We start from the raw sequence: 18526 nt of genomic DNA, 5'->3' as shown, positions 1-18526 counted from the left end.
TATTATTATAATGAAGTTTAGTAAAGTTTCTGTTCCCAAATGTATTTTTTACATGATTTTTTCAGTGCGCGAATATTTAATTGCTGCAGCAAATCTAATTAGAACTTTTCTGGTTCAAGCAAGTCGTACAAATATAATTATTAATTTTTAAGCGAGAAGTTTTTGATGTTGCTTACTTCTCTGGTGGGGGTATATGATTTTGTGCATAAAGATAGGAAAAAAGGCAGAGATTTTCTGATTAAATCATGTTATTTTACAGTGCACGCTAAAAGCTTGCGGGTTGATGAACAAAATTAAGGAACATTTTGTTTAATTACTACCCTATTATTAAGGGTTTCTTAAGCTAATTCTTATATAATTGTGCTTCTGCATGCCCAAAACTGCACTGAAGGAATGCGATGATCGATAAAAAATATTCACTGACAATTTTCAGTCTGACTATGATAACAGTTGGTTCTGTAGATAGCATACGTAATTTGCCTGCTACAGCCCTGTTTGGTAGTCAATTAATTTTTTATTTTGTTTTAGGTGCTTTATTTTTTCTAATCCCTACAGCTTTGGTTTCAGCAGAATTAGCTTCAGGGTGGGCAAAACAGGGAGGGATTTACATTTGGGTCAAACACGCTTTTGGCAAAAAAATGGGTTTTTTAGCCATTTGGCTGCAGTGGATAGAAAATGTAATTTGGTATCCAACGATTTTATCTTTTGTCGGGGGGACGATTGGCTATTTAATTAATCCGGCATTGACAAGTAATCCTTATTTTCTCTGGGCAATAATTGTGAGTTCATTTTGGGGGGCTACGATATTGAACTTGCGTGGAATGAAATCTTCGGCCGCATTCAGTAACCTATGTTCTCTTGCTGGTTTATTATTACCTATGTCGTTGATTATCGGCCTTGGAGTCGTTTGGGTTACTCAAGGCAATCCTTTGCAAATCCAATTTGACATTCCGAGTATCGTACCGCATTTAGATGATAAATCCATGTGGGTTTCCCTAACCGCAATCATTATGTCTTTTTGTGGTATCGAAATTGCAACAGTTCATGCCAATGATGTCAACAATCCGCAGCATGCTTTTCCTAAGGTCTTAATTTATTCAGTAGCAATTATTTTAAGTACCTTAATCCTGGGGTCTTTGGCTATAGCGATTGTGTTACCCGGGAAGGACATCAATTTGGTAGCAGGAATTATGCAAGCATTCGAAGCATTCTTTTCCAGTTATCACATGTTTTGGATGATGCCTGTGGTCGCTGTAATGCTGGTTTTAGGGGGGCTTGGTGGTGTGAGTAATTGGATAATTGCACCGACAAAAGGATTGTTGGTTGCTGCGGAAGATGGCAATTTACCTGAATATTTCCAACGTACTAACGCAAAAGGTGCACCAGTTGTGATGCTTTATACTCAGGCAAGCATTGTTACGATACTGTCAGGCTTATTCTTATTTATGCCTAGTGTGAATGGATCTTATTGGTTGTTAACCGCTTTAGCGGCACAATTGTACATGTTGATGTATTTCATTATGTTTGCAGCAGCAATTAAATTAAGGCTTTCCGAGCCGCATCACCATCGACCTTTTCAAATTCCCGGCGGTTTAATTGGTATGTTATTTGTTGCAGGTGTAGGCATTATTGGTGTATGCGCTACCTTGGCGGTGAGTTTTATCCCACCAGAAGGAATTAATGTAGGCAGCTTGGCGCGTTATGAATCGACCTTAATTTTTGGTTTAATTTTAATGTGCTTGCCCCCATTTATAAGTACTTGGTCACAAGGAAAAACAGCTGTATTGGACGCTGCTCTTCCAGATTAAAACATTTGCATACGTTCCTAGCCCTGAGTAAGAAGGGGGTATTTGAGATTAAAAAAGCATGGATACACCAGAAGCATCGAACGAATTACTGAGTCAGTTAATGGAGCGATTACCTGAATTGGAATGGAAAATTAGTGAACTCGGTTCTCTTTTTTCAGGCCACCAGTTACCTAAAGGGTTATTTCGTTTTGATGCAGATGTAAGCGGTTCTGCGTGCATTGCAGAAATTAAAGCAGACATCCATACGTTATCCAAACAACAAAACACACATAGCGCTTTTTATTTGGCAGAGCGAATCAGACAGAAAATTAATGTCTTAGTCGTTTTATGCCAAATGCATCAAGGCAAAAATAAACCTAAGGAAAAAGTTTATTTTGGCATAAAGATGTTAAGTACCAGACAACAATGGATAAACGATCTTGAAATGGAGATTCATACGCTTTTAGAACAACAGCAGGCAATGACTAAGACTTTGGAGCATTTGAAACATAATCGTAATTCAAGTGCAATTTTGCATTTAAAAGCAGAATTAGGGGAAGTAGAACGCCGCCTAACTTTAGCAAAAGAAACATTAAATCGTGCTGTTTCTTAATCAATAATCTTTTTCTAAACAAAGTAATGCTGTAAATTTAGGAGCCTGTTTGCATTTCGTCAGTTTTGCAGGCAGTAGAAATGTAACTAGGCCCGAGAAGTGCCCTCTCGGTATTTATATAAAAATAATTACTCAAACTAAACCATTTATTGTTGTTTTAAGAATAACAGAACGATGAAACATAAATAAGTGGTTTCAAAAAGGAGCTTTCTTAAATGTCAGATAAATTTTCTCAGATCACCAAAGATATTAGTACCCAATTAGCTAAAATGCGCAAGGAAATGCCAGAAGTAATGTCTGGATTTTCAGCTATAGCCCAAGCAGCGAGTAAAGACGGTGTATTAGATAAAAAAACCAAAGAATTAATTGCTATGGCTTTAGCTGTTGCCAAACAATGCCCTGGCTGCATCGGATTTCATTCTCAAGCATTAATTAAATTACAAACAACACGCGAAGAACTTTTAGAAACCTTAGGTATGGCTGTATATATGGGGGGCGGCCCATCTTTAATGTATGCTGCTGAAGCTTTAGAAGCTTTTGAAGAATTTAGTAAATAAATTGACTTAATGTTGTATAGCCTGGAGGTGTTAGCGAAGCATCCAGGCTATGACTCAGAATGTTCCAATTTTATCGCAAGATGCGCCGAATACAGCCCGTTCTCACTTACGATCAATGTTGTTCTGAAGCTGGTCCAAATGCCGCAGAAACATGAGATAGCGCATTTTTATTTTGTTGGCAGGGGTAATGTTTATTCGCGCCTAACCAGGCTACCTGTGATACAGTCATAGAATCTTTATCGCTTTGCTGGCTTGATAATTCCTTATAAGTTTGCTGAATCAACTCGCAAAGAGTAAATGCATTGAGTTGTACTCCTGCTGGCAAACAAAATATAGGATTACCTTGATTTTTTGCCATTTCATTTGCATGAATCATTGTTTCTGCAATACTTTCGCAAGTTATGGTTAAAACATGACGAGCTGAGCGTGCCCATGCTTGTGCCTGAGGATCCGCTTTAATTTCCATCTGTGGAATATTATCAGCAATGTTCATATAGTTCTTTATCGTGTCAGCGTGTATCCAATTACAGAGAAATAGAAAACTGATTAACAAGATACGCATATTATATCCTTAAGGTCAGGGTTATTTAGAATGGATCCCATGCAAAATGCTTCGCATTTTTGCGGGATAACGTTCGTTTAGCAAAATAAAAAGTAAAAAACTTTTTATTTCGAACTTACATTAATTAAATGCCATGAGGCTTAATTAGACCCAGTTTAAAAGCAATTAATAAAAATATAAATAAACTCACTGAAATAGTTATTCTTATAGTTAAGGCTTTGACGGTGCGTTTGGAATTGCCTGAGTCTCGAATAAGAAAAAAAAGACCGCTTGCTAGAGAGCCGGCGATGATAATCATGACACAGATGATGATAATTTTAGTGATCATTTGTTATACTCCCGAAATTGCTGTCTTATCATGACTAACATTTGAACAATTAATAATGATGCCTAGTTTAACCTGTTTTAAATTTCGTTTCACCCCAAGCTGGCCGATGTTAATACTCGCTATCTTATTTTTTTCCTTATTTGTGCGCCTTGGCTTTTGGCAAATTTATCGTGCCGATGAAAAAACAAAAATGATTGTTGCACAAAAGACACAAGAGAAGCAAAAACCAGTCCCTTGGACCACAAAGGAAAAATTGCCTTTGCAATATGAACGCATAGTACTCAAAGGTAGGTATTTATCGCAGGTTTTTTTACTGGATAACCAGCATCATAATCATCAATTTGGTTATGATGTATTATCACCTTTGGAATTATCTGATGGTTCTATCATTATTATAGACAGAGGTTGGGTTCCAGGGGAGGTGACACGCCGCGTTCTCCCAAACATCCAGTTTCCCAAAGGAATGGTAGAATTGCAGGGCTCGGCATACTTTCCAAGTAAAAATCAATGGGTTTTGGGGCCTGCTTTGGAAGAAAAAGGGAATAAAATAATCATTTTGGAACGTGTGGATGATCAATTGATAAGTCAAATTTTGCAAAAATCAGTCTCTCCGTTTATTATTCGCCTCGACAAGCACGATGCAAATGGATTTGTGCGTGAGTGGGAGACGGTATCCATGCCTCCACAGCGGCATTTAGCTTATGCTTTGCAGTGGTTTGTTATGGCATTGGTGGTACTAATTATATTTGTAGTATTAAATCTGAAGAAAAAAAATGAGAAAACAAGCTAGTAAATATTATATTTTATTGTTGTTGGTTATAATATTTGTCACTCCTGGAATAGCTGCATATCTATTTTACCAGCATCCTTCCTGGTTGGGATCTTCACGGGTTAATAAAGGGAATTTGCTGAATCCACCAGTAATGTTGGATGTTTTGGACGAAAAGCCCAAATGGCGGATCATTTTTTGGAGTCCAGCAGCTTGTGACCAAGTATGTATGAAGCAGCTGGATGTTTTAGCTCGAATTCGTCTGGCATTAGGACGTAAATTGTACCAGGTAGATCAGTGGCTTCTTCTCAGCGATAAAGCCCCTTCCTTATCGCAAGAACAACAAGCCTTTTTAAAAGAAGCCGATTTTAAAGTGGCGAAATTACCTGCAGCGGACTTTGTTACCAAAGATGCTTTATTGTCTGAAGCCAAAGTATTCATCGCTGATCCAGGTAATTATTTAATTCTTAGTTATGCATCTCAGGCTAACCCTGATGATGTATATAAAGATTTGAAGTTGTTGCTCAACACAACGGAAAACAAAGAGTGATTAGTCTGATGCAGAATAAATTATTACGATACGTAGTATCATGTGCTGTGCTTTTATCTTTATTAGTTGTCATGCTGGGCGCTTATACACGCTTGACTGATGCGGGCTTAGGTTGTCCTGATTGGCCTGGTTGTTATGGCCAGATGGTTCTTCCTAGTGCCAAGGAAAAATTGCAAGCTGTACAGACTCAATACCCCCAAATTCCTATTGAGTCTAGAAAAGCATGGACGGAGATGGTTCATCGTTATGCAGCGGGTTCTTTAGCATTGTTAATCTTTTTTATCTGTTTTTATGTAGGGCGCAAGCGTATACAGGGTAATGACTTGCCTTGGCATTTGCCTGCAGCATTAATCATACTGGTTTTGTTTCAAGCTGCTTTGGGTATGTGGACAGTAACCTTAAAACTGTTGCCGGTGGTCGTTATGGGACATCTTTTGGGTGGAATGCTTATCGTTGCGTGTTTAAGCCGTTTCCTCTTGCAAATCAGTTCGCTAAAAGGGAAAGATTTACCACAATGGCGTTTTTGGTTGCGTCTCGGAGTGGTTATCGTTTTCCTGCAAATTGCTTTAGGTGGTTGGGTAAGCTCAAATTATGCAGGGATATCATGTATTGGTTTTCCTATGTGTAATGGAGTATGGATACCTGATTTGCATTTTGCACAAGGATTTAATTTATTTTCACCTGTAGGAGCTAATTATCAAGGTGGCTTACTTGATCATGAGGTTCGAGTAACGATTCAATTCATTCACCGATTGGGAGCAATAATCACAGCAGTTTATATGCTTGTGCTCACGTTATCGATCTTATTAAGAAGCAATTTTAATTATCTTAAAACTGCTGCCCTAGTGATGTTGTTACTCGTGTTGGTTCAATTTACTTTAGGTATCTTGAACGTAATTTATTTACTCCCAATTAGTGTCGCTGTAGCTCATAATGGGATTGCTGCTCTATTATTAGCAACACTATTTGGTTCACTGCATTTTACACGTAAGGGGCAAAATGATGCATGCTGATCAGCTAGTTCAATCTTCGTCAGCTGCTTGGCGTGATTACCTTGAGTTATGTAAGCCACGAGTAGTATTACTCATGTTATTGACTGTAGTTGTCGGCATGTATTTGGCAACACCAGGCTGGGTTAGCCTGTCTTTATTACTTTTTTCATTACTCGGAATTGGATTATGCGCAGGAAGTGCTGCTGCAATTAATCATTTGGTGGATAAACGAATTGATGCCATTATGGCCAGAACCAAAAAAAGACCTGTTGCCAGTGGCCAGGTTTCCGTGCGTCAAGCTTTATTGTTTGCTTTAATCATAGGAACTTTGGGACTTACTGTTTTAGTTGTTTTTGTTAATCAATTAACTGCAGTGCTGACTTTCGTTACATTGATTGGCTATGCAGGTATTTATACAGGCTATTTAAAAAGAGCTACGTCACAAAATATAGTCATAGGAGGATTAGCCGGTGCTGCACCTCCTTTGCTTGGTTGGACCGCAGTGACAAATCAATTGGACCCTCAAGCTTTATTGCTGGTATTAATTATCTTTATTTGGACGCCACCTCATTTTTGGGCTTTGGCTATTTATCGTTACGAAGAGTATCAACATGCACAAATTCCAATGTTGCCTGTAACCCATGGTATTGCGTTTACTAAATTGAATATTTATTTATATACCATTTTATTACTGGTAGTCAGTGTATTGCCCTTTGTTATTGGCATGAGTGGTTTGTTTTATTTAATTGGCGCGTTAGTACTTGGTATGCGATTTTTATTTTGGTCGCATAAGCTCTATCGGACAGACAAGCCTGTAGTTGCAATGCAAACATTTAGATTTTCAATAGTGTATTTGATGTTATTGTTTGTTTTTTTATTGATTGATCATTATTTATAAGGAATCGGTATTGAAATAAGCTTACCTGAACAATGTGAGTCGATATTCTTGCGAAAAACGATTTGTGAGACTTATTTCATATCCGTTTCCCTCTAAGGAGGTAAAATGAGTTTAAAGGCTAAAAGCGTTACCTTTACGATAGTTGTTTTGTTGGCTCTTGCGGGATTATTTTCGGGAATTTTTGTAGGCCAACATGTCCATTTTAAGAAAAAAATCGATGTGTCGACTTTTCATGGTACCTATCTTGAAAATCCACGACCGGTTAATCGATTCAGTTTGACAGGAATTGATGCAAAATCATTTGATAATAAGAGCTTAAAAGGAAAATGGACTATAATGTTTTTTGGTTTTACAAACTGTGGCTATGTTTGTCCAACTACCATGGCAGAATTAACCAAAATGTATCACCTCCTTGAAGATAAGGGTGTCAAGAATTTGCCCCGCGTCGTGATGATATCAATCGATCCAGAACGGGATAACCAAGAGAAATTAGGGAGTTATGTGACTTCATTCCATCCTGATTTTTACGGGGCACGAGGAGATGAAGAATCCATTAAATTGATGACTCGGGAGATGGGTATTGCTTATGCTAAGGTAATTGAGCAAGGAAATGATTCAAAAAATTATGATATTCAGCATAGCGGCGCTTTAATGCTATTTAACCCTCAAGGAGAACTTAATGCATTTTTTACTACGCCGCATCATGCTGATTTATTAGCCAAAGATTACCTGTTATTGGTTTCTTGAGGTAGAGGATTTTTTATAAATATATTTTCGTTTTTTCCAATGTGATTTTCCATTTTTTAGACTAGGCTTTATTTATAAGAACCAGTTGTAAATAGAGTTTTAGTAGTCCAGGAATTTCTAATAATAAAAATAAAAAAAGTTGAGGAACGCGTTTTTCATGAAAATTGCAATATTGGCCACCAATCCACATTTGTACTCTCACAAGCGTCTGAAAGCAGAGGGTGAAGCAGCTGGTCATGAAATTAGAATTATTAATCCTTTATATTGTTATATGAACGTCGCTGCCTCCTGCCCTAAAGTTCATTATCGGGGTGGAGCCCCTCTGCCTCATTTTGATGCAGTAATTCCAAGAATTGGTGCATCAAATACTTATTATGGAACCGCAGTGTTGCGCCATATGGAAACGATGGGCATGTATCCTTTAAATGAATCTTTAGCGATTGCCCGTTCTCGAGATAAATTCCGTTCTTTGCAGCTTTTAGCTCGCAAAGGCATTCCCATGCCTTTAACCAGTTTTGCTCAATCACCTGATGATACTGAAGATTTAGTACGCATGGTTGGAGGTGCGCCTTTAGTCATTAAGTTACTGGAAGGAACACAAGGCAAAGGAGTAATTCTTGCAGACAGTCATCAATCAGCGGTGAGTATTATTAACGCGTTTAAAGAAATGCATGCCAATATTTTAGTGCAGGAATTTATTGAAGAATCACGCGGAGTCGATATCCGGTGCTTTGTAGTGGGAGATAAGGTAGTGGCTGCCGTGAAACGTCAAGCAAAAGAAGGAGAGTTTCGTGCCAATGTCCACCAGGGGGGAAAGGCAGTCAAAGTAAAACTATCACCACAAGAGCGTGCCATTGCCGTAAGTGCTGCTAAAACAATGGGCTTAAGAGTTGCCGGTGTGGATTTAATTCGCTCGAATCATGGGCCTTTAGTTTTGGAAATTAATTCTTCACCTGGGCTTGAAGGGGTTGAAAAAGCTACAGGTATTAATATTGCTGGAAAAATTATTGAATATATTGAGAAGCATGCAAAACCGATTAGCGCTAATGATCGATTCCATGGCTAATGCAAGTGCCCCGGATAATAGCTCAACTTAAAACATATGTAACCTCCGGTTGTTTACAACCGGGAAAAGAGTTGTGCCTGGTTGCAGGTAACCAAGCTACAATTGATTAAGCGATGGAACCATTGCGCTTAACATGGGTAAGTGTATTTACTTTAATTTTGCTTTCAGCACGTTTACCTCGCCAAACTACTACGAAGGCAATGAGCGAAGAAATAAATAAAAATCCCATCACTCCAATAAAACCATTCATGAATATTTTATTAAACAATTGATGAATTAAATCATTTTCGGGAAGTTGTAACGAATGAGTAGGATTTGCGATGAAATCCTTTAAACTGGAGGTTTGTGTTTCATTTAATCCCATTAATTTAGATAGTACATCGTCAGTTACAAAATTATAAATAACAATCGCAAGTGTTAAGCCTATAGAGCCTCCGATATTAAATAAAGTAACCATAGAACCTGTTGCCACGCTTGCACGCTCAGGACCTACAGCGGTTTGGGCAGCAATAATGGAGACAGTGTTACCCATTGCCCACATGCCTCCAAGACAAATAAAGGCGAAAATGACATAAAAGATGGAGATGTTACTGGTAAAAAATACTTGTAATAACGCAGAGAAACATGCCAGGAACAACCCTAATAGGATAGTATGTAATAGCCCTAGACGACTAATGAGTTTTCCTACAAAGAATGCCATTAGAAAAACAGAGACGGGGATGGCGAATAAAACAAAGCCTGATAATTCCGCGGATTGGCCTTTGATAATTTGTAAATATTGAGGATCAAAAAATAAAGTAACCGCACTTAATATTCCCGCTAAAAAGCAGAGAATAGCTCCTGATGAAAAGAGTAGGTTCGAATAATCTTTAAAATCAATAAGTGGGTTAGGATGGTTCTCTTCCGCTTTAATCAATAAGATACCTGTGATAATGGCTACTGCAAAACAGATTAAAGTCACAGACGCAGTCCAGCCATAGCTTTGGCTATAAATTAAACCAAGGACGATGCCACCCATGGTGAGTGCAAGTAAGAACATACCTCTTATATCCAAAGAGAGTTGTTGGGTATTTGTTTGGGATTCGGAAACGGATTTGAAGCAAAATATATAGCCTAATAAACAGATAGGAATGTTAATGAAAAAAATCCATCTCCATCCCAAATAAGTGACAATGAGTCCGCCTAAAAGAGGACCTAAGGCCAAGGCGATACCACCTATGCTACCAAACCATGCTACGGCTTTGCCTCGTTCTTCTTCAGGAAAAAACTGTGGTAGTAACGAAAGGCCTAGAGGGAAGATGATTGCAGCTCCGACTCCTTGAAGTAACCGACCCAAAATTAACCAATGGATATCAGAAGAAATGCCTGCGATAATCGACGCAATGACAAAAATTCCACCACCAAGATATAAGCAACGTCGACGGCCATATAAATCACCAATGCCTCCCATAACTGTCGCTAAAACGCATAACGCTAAAAAGTAAATATTCATCACCCATTGCATTGAGACTAGATTTGCTTGCAGTTCATGTTGTATCGTGGGTAGGGCAACATTCACGACGGTGTAGTCGAGATAACATCCAAAAGAAAGTAGGGCGATTCCAATAAAAGCATACCATTTATGTTGATAATTATTGACTTTACTCGTTATAGACACGTTTCATCCTAGTGATTATGTTTAAAAAAAGGCTATAAAAGATAATTTTTAGCCAAAATATGCCGAAAAATTGTAAAGTAATATCTATTTTAAAACAAGAAATAAAATTTTTTTGGTGAAAAAATGTGCATAAACATCCTTGTTATCTGTAATTTATCCTGGATAACCTAAAAAGCTAGGGAATGTATGTTTAATTTGAGGGGTGTTTAACCAAATCCTTAGTAAATGACGAACCGTTTGATTTTCAGGATGGTCAAAAGTCGTTCTTCCATGGAGAATTTCCTCATTATTAATTAAAATAATGCTGCCTGGCTTTACTTTCGTTTCAAATGCAATGTCTTCGCGCAGTGAAACTTGATCAAATAATTCGAGAGCTTCAATTTGCTGTGGAGTAAAACGTGGAAGCTCTGGGAATTTTTTTTGTGCATCATTATAAAATGGTTGATGATATTGGCAGCGCAATTCATTGTCATGCATAGCAAAGACAGGACTCAAATCATAAGGCGGAGTGCCCGCAGCCTCATTTCCTCGGCGATCAGCATAAAACGGCTGATACAATACCTCAAGAAGATCGGGCCTTATTTTCTGGATTTCATCATGAACGGTTCGAGAGCTAGCAAGAATTGTATGACCACCAACATCGGCTGAGGCAAGACAATACATACCAAGAATAGCTCCTGCATCGGTATGCATGGGCAAAGCCTCTTTCACATAAGGACCGCGAGAGTCTCTAGTATCCAAAGTCATTCCTTCAATGCTTTTGACATCAAATATAAGGTCGTCATTTTTATTTTGAATTAAAGGCGAACCAAAATTCGAACAAAAGGCCAAGAGAAATTTTTTAATTACATCAGTGCTGTATTTATCATGTGCCGAAGGCAAACCGGTTAACGTAATAAATCCGCGAACATGGATTAAGGCATGCATGATTTCATCAAATAAGGGACGCAGCTCATTGCTTAACTTATTTTTTAGAACACGGTCATCCCATGCTATATTACTATTTTCCAATAAGTCTAGAATCTGCAGAATCACTTGTTGTTCAGGTGCAGACAGTTCGCGTGAATTTGCTGGGCCTTCTTTAATCTCCTTGCTGTACCATTTTAACGGATTATTCATCTGCTGAGTCCTCGTTGTTCCTAATATGTTTAGCGCTTAAGTTAATCGTTTATTTTCGGCTCATTAAAAACAAATTTATTGAATTAGTAAATACCAAAATGAATATTTTTAATGTTTAGTGAAAAAAAAATAGTGAAATAGTTCTTATTATTGATATAATCATGCCCACTCTCAAATAGTAGACGATTTTATTTATTGGAATTAAAGAGTTAACGATTTTGAGTTGTTTAAACAACCATTTTTTTCAAGAGGAAGCTATAGATGTTTTCTGTCGAACATAAAATTGAGGAACAGTGGATTCCACTCAACACGGAGGAGTTAAACACACATAAAGCATCATTTAGATATTCCGATCTGGATATCGAAAGTGAAAATAAGAAAATGAATTTTGAAGGGAAAAAAGCGCTGTTATTTATTAGTGTTGGACAGGCTTATCATGAAAAAGGGAAGTTTCTAGCAACAATTGAATTAGTAAATAAACATCCGTTTGCCCGCTGTGACATCGTATTAGCTGATACGCTGCAAAAACATAATCATTATGGCAGACTGGGTGAAGAAAAGGCTTATATCTTTGCTAAAGAAGCAGGTGACCTTTGGTTAGAACGAAGTGCTTATGCGCTGAGTAAACTTACTATTCCACATAGTATTATTCGTTGGGATGATTTTCTATTGCATGAAGAATATGCAGAACTTAAAGAACAAATCGTTGCAGCCTACCATGAAAATGAAGAATATAAAGCTGCTCTTCATACCAATGTGTTAACTTACATTGATCGTTTAACTTTAATTAATCCTTCTACAGATACAAGTACGTTGTTTAATCATGGACTGAATTATCTTATAGAGGAATGTCCTATTGTAATGCCACTTTGGGCAAAAATGGGATATGACTACATTATTTATCCTAAACCTTTGACCCCAGGCATGGGTAAAACTCGAGAATTATTTGTTACAGATGAATATTCTGATAAATGTCAGTGGATTTATCTGCGCTTTAAAAAGAAATAATTCACATCAGGAGGCATCCTTTTAGGATGCCAAATGTTAGGGATGCTTTTTTTACAAAAATTGTTTTTGCCCTGGAATCATTAAGGAATTTTTATGATAAAAGTTAGCCAAGTCCCAGTAATTGATGTTTCAGCGTTATTTACTGCTCGTTCAGTAGATGATTTACGTGCTTTAGCCCAGCAGTTCAAACAAGTATATACTAATATTGGCTTCGCATATATTGTTAATCATGGTATTTCTCAACATATGTTTGAGGTGATTTTTGAACAATCAAAGTTGTTCCATCATTTACCTGAAGAAGAAAAATTAAAGATAAAGCAAAATCAATTTTTTCGTGGTTACATGGCTATTAAGGGATCCCGATTTAAGTTATCCACTTTAGGTGAAACAATTATACCCAATCAAAGTGCTGCTTTTATTTTAGGTCATGAAGTATTGGAAACCGATCCAGATTACAAATCAGGCATTAATCTTGCAGGGCCTAATCAGTGGCCTTCAGAACATTTATTACCGGATTTTAAGCATATATTGCTGCATTATCGTGAAAACCTCTCCCTTCTAATACGTAATTTAATTCGTGTTTTTGCGCTATCATTGAATCAGGATTATTATGCTTTAGATAAATTCTTTATCAATCCTACTACTTTTTTACGCCTTCAGTATTATCCTCCTCAACCCGAAGTAATTCCTGAGCATCAATATGGAATTGCTCCTCATACTGATTGGGGTGCATTGACTTTGTTGGCTCAAGATTCAGTTGGTGGCTTACAAGTCAAGCAATGTGATGATACTTGGTTGGATGTTCCCCCGTTAGAAGGAGCTTTTATTTTAAATACTGGGGATATGATGCATCGTATTAGTAATGGTAAATATATTTCCACGCCTCACCGGGTCATTAATATTTCAGGAAAAGAAAGATATTCTATTCCATTCTTCTTTGAACCCGATCCTCATGCGGTTATCGCACCGGTTAATACTGAGGAAGAACCAATGTTTGCACCTATGGAATATGCTGATTTCTTAATGATGCAGATCAAAAATAATTACAGTATAGGCGCCAAGGATAAAGAAGCATTAGTAACTGCGTAGGATAAAAATGCTGTATGTTTCAATGGAACATGGAGGTTACTTATTCAATTTTTTGGGGTTAATATGTCGAGTTTACTTTTAAATCAAAATGACCAAAAAGTATTGTGTAATCGCTTTAATGAATTGATTCAATACGTAAAGGAACATTTTGAATTTTATAAAAACGCCTATAAGAATGTTCCAACTGCAATTAATAACTTAAATGATTTGCATCATTTTCCAGCGATTGATAAAAAGTATCCGGGAATTTCTGTTCTTGTTGACGAAGCGCTTGCTAAAAGACCTCCCGCATATTTTGAAACAAGTGGGACTTCAGGTAATCCCTTTCCTGTGATTCCTGATTTAGGACCAGATCGTAGTCGCGAATTTGCGAATTTTATTTATGAATGGCTTGGTTTGGATAAAACTGAAGTTAAAAGTGCGGTTATTGCTTTACCTTTTGAGATGAATCCAATTGGCTTAAAATATTTTGCAGCATTAAATCAATTAGGGATTATGGCTATTCCAACGGGAGTTAAAACCCATCTATGTTCACCTAGAAAAATGTTGGACATTTTTGCTCGCATGAAACCCGAATTATTAATTGCTCGTCCACTGGAAACACTTCGTTACGCAGAGGCGATGCACGCTCAAGGTATGGATCCAGCAACTTCTTCAATTAAAAAAATTATTTTAACCGGGGAAATTATCTCTAAAGCTAAATTCGCCCGTATTAGTAAGGTGTATGGGGGAGCAACAGTGCATGGAGTTTATGGTCTAACAGAACTTGATAGCGGTGGCTTGGTATCATGCAGTAAGCATCAGTATCATTTACCTTCAAAACCTTATTTGATTATTGAATTATTAGAAGATGATTTTAAAACCCCCATAAAGAATGAGGGGGAATTAGGCAATATTGTTTTAACCAATACGCATCAAAACCATATGCCGCTGTTGCGTTATAAAACCGGCGATTTTGGTAAATTACAGCATGATTGTGGTTGTGAATACGATACGCCTGTAATCAATGCTATGGGGCGCTCTGCTGATTTAATTCAATGCCAAACTACAGGAAACACTGCTTTTCCAATAGAAATTGAAAATATTTTATTTCAAAATGATGAAATTGCTTGTGATTATCAAATTATTACAAGAAATGGTGCGGTTGAGTTGAGAATTGAATTATTAAACAATTTAGATTCGGAACAAGTTGCAGCGTTAACCCAACAATTAAAAACAGAGATTTTACAACAATTATCTATTGCTGTAGAAGATATCCATGTCTTTATGCCAGGTCAACTAGCCAATAAATTAGGGATTGCTAAAACTAAAGCTGGAACCCTTTATGTGTTGGATGGTATGAGTGAAGAAGAAGCTCAAGAACGCCTAGAGTTAAATTATTGTTGTGAAGAAGGGTTATAAGAGAATGATAAATTGGGAAAAATACAGAGAATTGTTTCCTGTTGTAAATCAGCAAACCTATTTTATGACTGCGGGGGGTGGCGCTTTATCAAAGCCAGCACTTACTGCAGTCACTGAGCGTTATCAATCGTTGGCCTTGAATGGGGGACGGATTTTTGGTGATAACATTCAGTTGATGGAAACATGTCGAGAAAAAATTGCTCGATTAATTAATGCAGAAAAAGAACATATTGCATTTATTCCCAGTGTGTCATTTGGTATGAATGCACTAGCACATTCCTTGCCTCGGAACGATTCAATTTTGCTTGTGAAAAATGATTTTTCTTCTTCTGTTTTACCTTGGGGAAATGCTGGGCATTCAATAAAATGGGCTGATTCAGCTGCAGATCTTGCTGAGCAATTACAACAAAACGATGAAAAAATTTCTTCAATCGTAGCGAGTTATGTTCACTATGCTAATGGCTATAAACTTAATTTGGAGCAAGTTAAGGAATTAAAAAAAGATGCTCATTTTATTGTTAATGGAACCCAAGGTATTGGTGCATTCCCTATAGATGTAAAAAAACAAGGAATTGATGCATTAGTTTGCTCCTGTTACAAGTGGATGTGTTGTGGTGAAGGAATAGCATTTATCTATATTCATCCAGATTTTTTTAAAAAATTAACCCCTGCTTTAATTGGTTGGAGAAGTATCCAATCCGCGATGAGTTTTGATGGAAGTTGTCAATTTTACCAGTCTGCTCGTGTTTTTGAATTAGGCTGGGATAATATGACTATTTTTTCAGGTTTTAATGCCGCACTTGATTTAATCGAAGAAATTGGCATGACGAACATTACAGAGCGAATTAGTTCTCTTACAGATTATTTATTTGAGCGATTACGCCAGTTAAATGTTCCCATTGTCTCTAATACTGAGAAACAACATCGATCTGGTATTATCCAATTAGGACCTTTCCAAGAGTTGGATAGAGTAATGAAGCTTTTGGAAAGTCATAATATTTGGGTCACGCAACGCGATGGTGGTATTAGGATTTCCCTTCATTATTATAATAATGAAACGGACATAAATAATTTAGTAAAAGCACTTCAGGATTTATAATAAATCCTGAAGTGCTTTAGACGAAATGGTTTTAAGCTGTTGGATATATCCCAGTGCCTTCTTCATCTTGGTCGCCCACTTCTTCATTCGAACTCTTATTTATAGCTTGGTTATATTTATTTTTAAAGATCGAAGAAGTATCTGCAAGACTTACATAATAAATTGGGGTGTTCTCAATAGAATGAGCTGCTTTATCCAAGGCAGCTGTAAACTCATCTAATGCTCTCACTGTTTTTTTGGTAAAAATGCTTGGCCAGGTATCTCCAAGCTCGTCTTTTATAACCAGAATTCGATTTTCAATATGACGTTTCATTTTCTGTATTTCATCATAATTTTCCAAGCTCTCCGTTGGAAACTGAGCAAGTGTTTCTAATAAATCAAGTCTTGCTTGTAGAAAACGAAGACGATCTTCATCACGCGGCTCTTGGTTCATTGTTTTCTCTATTTTTTTATGGCATGCCCCAATTCTTTCCAGAACCATATTTTTTGCTATAGCAAAGTCTAGGTGGGCAGAGGTTGCAATTAGAGTTTGGGGATTTAATTTACAATAGTCGATCAGATCAGGTTTGTGTTGTAATTGTTCCCATTGTTTATAAAGGCTCTCAGGGAATAGACGTGCACCCTCGTCGCCTTGTTCTGCAGCAACCCAGTTTCCTGGTTGTGCGGAATCGGGTTTTAACAGGATCAAGTCATTGGTTATAATCATGTGCAACTTGTCTTTACTATGTTTCATATACCAAGCTTCTGCATCTTTTGATCCACTGTCACCGAAGGAAAATCCAAATGAGTTATACTCTTTGGACTCTGCTAGTCCTTTTTTATTCAAATCTAATTCTTGAGGGTCAAAATCTTTTGTTTTCCAGGCTCTTCTGGAGCCCATAAAGGAAACAACTTTTCGAAAATTAGCAGGATCATGGCCTTCTACACGTGTAAAAATCTGTTTTGTATTATCCAACCGCTCAATTTTTTTCATTAAACTTTTAATATTGCTCAACGGATTATTCCATTGGGAAAATGTCTCTGGAATCACTACCCCTAAGTCTGGGGTTAGAAAAGCTGCTTTACGCACTCTTTTTTTTACTTTGTCCAAAATTTTACACTGATCATGTAAATCTTTTATCCCGGTATATCCCTGATTATTAGCTAATTGAATGACGAGTTTGCGCATTTGTGACACTTCGCGGATAACTCCTCCATCAGCAGCAACAACATAATTTCCACTTAGATCATTAGAACTAACTGATAAAAATTGATTCGCTTTTTCCACTGCTGCTTTAGCAGCATATGATTTTCCAGATCCTGAAGGGCCTGCAACGATGACTACAGGCCGCTCTTCCCATTTAGGACCCTCAAAATGAGAAGTTGATTGAATGACTACCGCATCCCTGAATTCTTTGCTATGCATTTCTTCTTCCAAAGCCAGATGGAATAATTCAAGTCCTTGTTTGCCAAGAAATTTTAGCATATTTGTGGTTGCTTCTTCCGGATGGGTTGCTCTTGTCTCAGGGTCTCCTTCGTATTCAGGGAAGGGATGCGTCTGAATATATTCTATGAATTTTTTTCTAAAAAATTGGGAGTCTATCGCATCAAAAAAACTGCCTTTTTCCTTATAAGCTGATTGATAGTTTCGGGCTTTCTGCAGATGCATGTCGTCATAATCATTTATTCCTTTATATAACTCGTGCTGCGCGTCCCAGCCAATACAAAATGGCCCTTCAGCGTCGTATTTTCCGATTTGTTGCTGTAATGAAGTTACGGTTGAAGAATCTATTAGTGCTTGCATAATACAATATCCCATAAATTACTGCTATTTTTGCTTTAATTATAGCCAATATATATTCTATGCGAGTACTAACGACATATTTATTAATGGGATGAATCGCTCTTACCGACTAACCAATCAGCACTGACTTCGAATTCTTGTGCTAATGCGTTGAGCAGCTTTTCATCTGGGCTGGTTGCGCCGTTAAGTAATGCTTCTGCTTTAAATTTGGGAATCTTAACCAGCTTTGACAGTACTTCAATGCGCTCCGCACTTGATTCTGGTGCACCAATATTATCAAGCTCTTTATTAAGTCTTTCTGAAAATCTCTTATTAAGCATCTGCTTCTCCTAATAATGATTTAGTTAAGGTAAGTACATGCAAATTACTCATCTAAGTCATCGCTCCACAGCTAAGCCATTGGATATCAGGCAGAAGCGAACGTTTATCTTATTATTTCATATAGCATAAAAAAAAGGTTTTGCAATGATCGCCCTGAAAATTCAGCGCATTGAACTTTTT

The 18526-nt window shown here is 37.3% G+C and carries 19 protein-coding genes; 13 read left to right on the top strand and 6 right to left on the bottom strand.

Annotation, left to right across the window (positions count from 1 at the left end):
* Positions 1–398 precede the first annotated feature (398 nt).
* From A8O27_RS07425 to A8O27_RS07415, 3 genes are all read left to right on the top strand, one after another.
* Positions 399–1808 carry an APC family permease gene (locus tag A8O27_RS07425; protein ID WP_058458733.1) on the top strand — a complete coding sequence of 470 codons (1410 nt, stop codon included), beginning with the start codon at positions 399–401 and terminating at the stop codon, positions 1806–1808.
* A gap of 58 nt (positions 1809–1866) precedes the next feature.
* Positions 1867–2400 carry a hypothetical protein gene (locus tag A8O27_RS07420; RefSeq protein WP_058458732.1) on the top strand — a complete coding sequence of 178 codons (534 nt, stop codon included), beginning with the start codon at positions 1867–1869 and terminating at the stop codon, positions 2398–2400.
* A 215-nt stretch (positions 2401–2615) separates the two neighbouring features.
* Entirely contained in the window at positions 2616–2957 is a 342-nt protein-coding gene (locus tag A8O27_RS07415) for a carboxymuconolactone decarboxylase family protein (protein ID WP_058458731.1), read from the top strand.
* 112 nt (positions 2958–3069) lie between these two features.
* On the opposite strand, the gene A8O27_RS07410 is transcribed toward A8O27_RS07415, so the two are convergent.
* Both A8O27_RS07410 and A8O27_RS07405 read right to left on the bottom strand, forming a co-directional pair.
* Positions 3070–3519 (bottom strand): hypothetical protein, encoded by a 450-nt coding sequence (locus A8O27_RS07410; protein ID WP_058458730.1) that lies wholly within the window; start codon positions 3517–3519, stop codon positions 3070–3072.
* A 124-nt stretch (positions 3520–3643) separates the two neighbouring features.
* Positions 3644–3847: a twin transmembrane helix small protein gene (locus tag A8O27_RS07405; RefSeq protein ID WP_019233451.1), complete on the bottom strand. Its 204-nt coding sequence runs from the start codon at positions 3845–3847 to the stop codon at positions 3644–3646.
* 58 nt (positions 3848–3905) lie between these two features.
* Here A8O27_RS07405 and A8O27_RS07400 point away from each other — a divergent pair, with 58 nt between their 5' ends.
* The 6 genes from A8O27_RS07400 to rimK all read left to right on the top strand — a co-directional run bounded on the left by A8O27_RS07400 (position 3906) and on the right by rimK (position 8869).
* Complete coding sequence (locus tag A8O27_RS07400; RefSeq protein WP_174223938.1) at positions 3906–4637, top strand: SURF1 family protein; 732 nt, start codon at positions 3906–3908, stop codon at positions 4635–4637.
* Entirely contained in the window at positions 4621–5166 is a 546-nt protein-coding gene (locus A8O27_RS07395; protein WP_058458728.1) for a redox-active disulfide-containing membrane protein, read from the top strand. The genes A8O27_RS07400 and A8O27_RS07395 overlap by 17 nt, the downstream gene beginning before the upstream one ends.
* An 8-nt stretch (positions 5167–5174) precedes the next feature.
* A complete protein-coding gene (locus tag A8O27_RS07390; RefSeq protein WP_058458727.1) occupies positions 5175–6179 on the top strand; it encodes a COX15/CtaA family protein in 1005 nt (334 codons plus the stop codon).
* Positions 6169–7056 (top strand): heme o synthase, encoded by an 888-nt coding sequence (gene cyoE, locus A8O27_RS07385; protein ID WP_058458726.1) that lies wholly within the window; start codon positions 6169–6171, stop codon positions 7054–7056. Before A8O27_RS07390 ends, cyoE begins: the two co-directional genes overlap by 11 nt.
* 105 nt (positions 7057–7161) lie before the next feature.
* Complete coding sequence (locus A8O27_RS07380) at positions 7162–7803, top strand: SCO family protein (RefSeq protein ID WP_058458725.1); 642 nt, start codon at positions 7162–7164, stop codon at positions 7801–7803.
* A gap of 157 nt (positions 7804–7960) precedes the next feature.
* Entirely contained in the window at positions 7961–8869 is a 909-nt protein-coding gene (rimK, locus tag A8O27_RS07375; protein WP_058458724.1) for a 30S ribosomal protein S6--L-glutamate ligase, read from the top strand.
* A 106-nt stretch (positions 8870–8975) separates the two neighbouring features.
* Here rimK and A8O27_RS07370 read toward each other — a convergent pair whose 3' ends face one another.
* Together A8O27_RS07370 and A8O27_RS07365 are read right to left on the bottom strand one after the other, a co-directional pair.
* Complete coding sequence (locus A8O27_RS07370) at positions 8976–10526, bottom strand: MFS transporter (protein WP_058458723.1); 1551 nt, start codon at positions 10524–10526, stop codon at positions 8976–8978.
* 153 nt (positions 10527–10679) lie between these two features.
* A complete protein-coding gene (locus A8O27_RS07365) occupies positions 10680–11645 on the bottom strand; it encodes a TauD/TfdA family dioxygenase (protein WP_058458722.1) in 966 nt (321 codons plus the stop codon).
* Positions 11646–11906: 261 nt separating this feature from the next.
* Here A8O27_RS07365 and A8O27_RS07360 point away from each other — a divergent pair, with 261 nt between their 5' ends.
* The 4 genes from A8O27_RS07360 to A8O27_RS07345 all read left to right on the top strand — a co-directional run bounded on the left by A8O27_RS07360 (position 11907) and on the right by A8O27_RS07345 (position 16242).
* Positions 11907–12653 (top strand): tRNA-dependent cyclodipeptide synthase, encoded by a 747-nt coding sequence (locus A8O27_RS07360; RefSeq protein WP_058458721.1) that lies wholly within the window; start codon positions 11907–11909, stop codon positions 12651–12653.
* Positions 12654–12746: 93 nt separating this feature from the next.
* Positions 12747–13742, top strand: a complete 996-nt coding sequence (locus tag A8O27_RS07355) for an isopenicillin N synthase family dioxygenase (protein ID WP_058458720.1) — start codon at positions 12747–12749, stop codon at positions 13740–13742.
* A gap of 63 nt (positions 13743–13805) precedes the next feature.
* Positions 13806–15143 carry a phenylacetate--CoA ligase family protein gene (locus A8O27_RS07350; protein WP_058458719.1) on the top strand — a complete coding sequence of 446 codons (1338 nt, stop codon included), beginning with the start codon at positions 13806–13808 and terminating at the stop codon, positions 15141–15143.
* 4 nt (positions 15144–15147) lie between these two features.
* Complete coding sequence (locus A8O27_RS07345) at positions 15148–16242, top strand: aminotransferase class V-fold PLP-dependent enzyme (RefSeq protein ID WP_058458718.1); 1095 nt, start codon at positions 15148–15150, stop codon at positions 16240–16242.
* Positions 16243–16273: 31 nt separating this feature from the next.
* Here A8O27_RS07345 and A8O27_RS07340 read toward each other — a convergent pair whose 3' ends face one another.
* Positions 16274–18025, bottom strand: a complete 1752-nt coding sequence (locus A8O27_RS07340) for a P-loop NTPase family protein (protein ID WP_058458717.1) — start codon at positions 18023–18025, stop codon at positions 16274–16276.
* Between the two features lie 83 nt (positions 18026–18108).
* Positions 18109–18345 (bottom strand): hypothetical protein, encoded by a 237-nt coding sequence (locus A8O27_RS07335; RefSeq protein ID WP_058458716.1) that lies wholly within the window; start codon positions 18343–18345, stop codon positions 18109–18111.
* Positions 18346–18526: the final 181 nt, after the last annotated feature.

It is taken from the genome of Legionella bozemanae (assembly GCF_001648595.1).
Classification (GTDB): Bacteria; Pseudomonadota; Gammaproteobacteria; order Legionellales; family Legionellaceae; genus Legionella; species Legionella bozemanae.
The sequence above is the reverse complement of the archived record's forward strand: the minus strand, read 5'-3'. Positions and strand labels throughout refer to the sequence as shown.